Consider the following 2,697-nt stretch of genomic DNA (forward strand, 5'->3'; position numbering starts at 1 on the left):
CCCGCGCACCGTGTTTCCGGCGTCACCGACCACACCTCGTGTCTCACGAAGGCGTTTCGGCGGCGCGACTGGTGGACTATCCGGAGCCGGAGCGGCCAGGGAGCGTGTCTCGCAGGGGTCGCGTGGTCCGGGCGACTCCGGTAGCCCCGGCCGGGATCGGCCGGTCCGAATCCCGGCCGTGTTCCGGCCTTGGATCCACCCTGGTCAGGAGCGGGCCGGGGGTCAATGCATATGCACAATTTGCGGTATGCCGTCCGGCCGCGCCGCGGCCGCCGTTCGCCCGCGGCGGCGCCCTCACGCACGGAAAGGACCCCGTCGTCCCCGGACGGTGACGATCCGCGCCCCTGCGTGACCTGAACGGAGCAGCCTCGTTGAGCCGGTGACCCACTGCACCGCATCCCCGTAAGGACTCTCCGTGGACCTGCGCCGCCCGCACCGGCCTCGCCGCACCGCGCTCGCTCTTCTCGCCGGCGCCCTGGCCGTGGCCGGGACGGTCGCCGGGGTGGCCCCGGCCGTCGCCGCCCCCGCGCTCCCGCTCGACGGCCTGAGCGAGGCGGCGGCCTCGGCGCTGGTCCCCGCCGTGACCGCGACCGCCGGCGAGGCCCTGGCCGGGGTCTGGTTCGAGTCGCCCGGGACCTCCGGGACCTCAGCCTCCGGTGACGCCCCCCTCGGCCGGCTCATGGTCGGCACCTGGGAGCCCGCGCTGGCCCCGGCGCTGTCCGCGCTGGGCGCGACGCCGGTGGTCCGGAACGAGCCGCGCCGCGACCCGTCGGCGGCCCGGCAGGCGCTCACCGAGCGCACCGCGACCGGGATGCCGGCCTCGCTGGCCGGGTTCGGCGTCGACGAGCGGACCCAGCAGCTCGTCGTGTCCGAGGTCGACGGCGCGCCGGACTCCCCGGTGACCGCGCTGCTGGCCGGGCTCGACCCGGCGGCGGTCCGGATCGAGAAGGTGCCCGCCGCGCCGCGGCGACAGGCCTCGATCGGCGGCGGCGACACGATCAGCGACGGGGCCAAGCGCTGCACCGCGGGCTTCGCCGCGACCGACGGCTCCACCGGCTGGCTGCTCACCGCCGGGCACTGCACCCGCGGGTCGTCGACCTGGTACTCCGGCGCGGACCAGAACACCGTCGGCACCGGCGCCCGCAGCGCCGAGGGCAGCACCGACGTGGGCGCGATCCCGGTGACCGGGGACTGGACGCTGACCCCGACGGTCGGCGGCACGACCGTGACCGGCAGCCGCTCGGCCCCGGTCGGCGCGTCGGTGTGCCTGACCGGCTCCACCAGCGGCCGCAGCTGCGGCCCGGTGGACCGCAAGGACGTCACGGTGAACTTCGACGGGCAGCAACAGAGCGGCCTGACCGCGGTGAGCACCTGCGCGCAGGAGGGCGACTCCGGCGGGCCCTACATCACCTCGGACGGCCAGGCCCAGGGCGTGCACACCGGCGCCGGCGGCGACGGCTGCACCAGCTACTTCACCCCGATCGGCACGGCGCTCTCGGCGATGGGGCTCTCGCTCAGGACCGGCTGAGCCCGGCGGGGCCCCCGCGGTGGCGTCCCGGTCGGCGCGCCCGCCCACCCGTCGGCGACGATGGCGGCATGTACCGGGTGGACTCCGAGGTCGGGCGGCTGCACGAGGTCCTGCTGCACCGGCCCGGTCTCGAGCTCAAGAGGCTGACCCCGAACAACGCCGGGCAGCTGCTGTTCGACGACGTGCTGTGGGTGCAGCGCGCCCAGGACGAGCACGACCGGTTCGCCGAGGTGCTGCGCGACCGCGGCGTCCTCGTGCACCTGTTCGGGACGCTGCTGCGCGAGACGCTCGCCATCGCCCCGGCCCGGCGCCACGTGCTGGACCGGGTGTTCGACGACCGGATCTTCGGCCCGCTCGCGGTCGACGCCCTGCGCGGCTGCTTCGAGGCGATGGACACCGACACCCTCGCCGAGCACCTGGTCGGCGGCATCACCAAGCGCGAGGTGCGCGACCGGATCCCGGAGCCGCGGTCGATGGCGTTCGGCGTGCTGGACCCGGACGCGTTCGTGCTCGAGCCGCTGCCCAACCACCTCTACCCGCGTGACACCTCGGCCTGGATCCACGCCGGCGTCGCGATCAACAGCATGCGCAAGCAGGCCCGCCGCCGGGAGTCGCTGCACTACGAGGCCGTCTACCGCTGGCACCCGATGTTCGCCCGGGACCGGTTCGCGACCTGGTCGGCCGGCATCGAGGGCGGCCCGGCCACCACCGAGGGCGGCGACGTGCTGGTGCTCGGCGACGGCGCGCTGCTCGTCGGGCTCTCCGAGCGCACCACCGCGGCCGGGGTCGAGCGCCTGGCCCGCACCCTGTTCGCCGGCGGCGACGTGGACCGGATCGTCGCCCTGCGGCTGCCCGAGACCCGCGCCCAGATGCACCTGGACACGGTGCTCACGATGGCCGACCCGGAGACGTTCGTGCAGTTTGCCGGGCTCGGGGCGCTGTACTCCTACACCGTGCGGCCGGGGGCCTCGCCGGACGAGATGGACGTGACCGCCCACCCGCCGGAGTCGATGCACGACGCGATCGCCGACGCGATGGGCCTGGACAAGATCCGGGTGCTGACGCCCGAACAGGACGTGCACGCCGCGGAACGCGAGCAGTGGGACGACGGGTGCAACCTGCTCGCCGTCTCCCCCGGCGTCGTGGTCACCTACGAGCGCAACGTGACC

Annotated in this window: 2 protein-coding genes; both read left to right on the top strand. The window is 75.1% G+C overall.

Annotated elements, in window-relative coordinates:
* Positions 1-415 precede the first annotated feature (415 nt).
* Entirely contained in the window at positions 416-1,528 is a 1,113-nt protein-coding gene (locus I4I78_RS31735; protein WP_218615200.1) for a S1 family peptidase, read from the top strand.
* Between the two features lie 68 nt (positions 1,529-1,596).
* Positions 1,597-2,697 (top strand): arginine deiminase family protein (locus I4I78_RS31740; protein ID WP_218615201.1); only part of this gene is annotated, 1,101 nt, incomplete at its 3' end.

The organism is Pseudonocardia sp. KRD291, from assembly GCF_019263595.1.
Taxonomy (GTDB): Bacteria; Actinomycetota; Actinomycetes; order Mycobacteriales; family Pseudonocardiaceae; genus Pseudonocardia.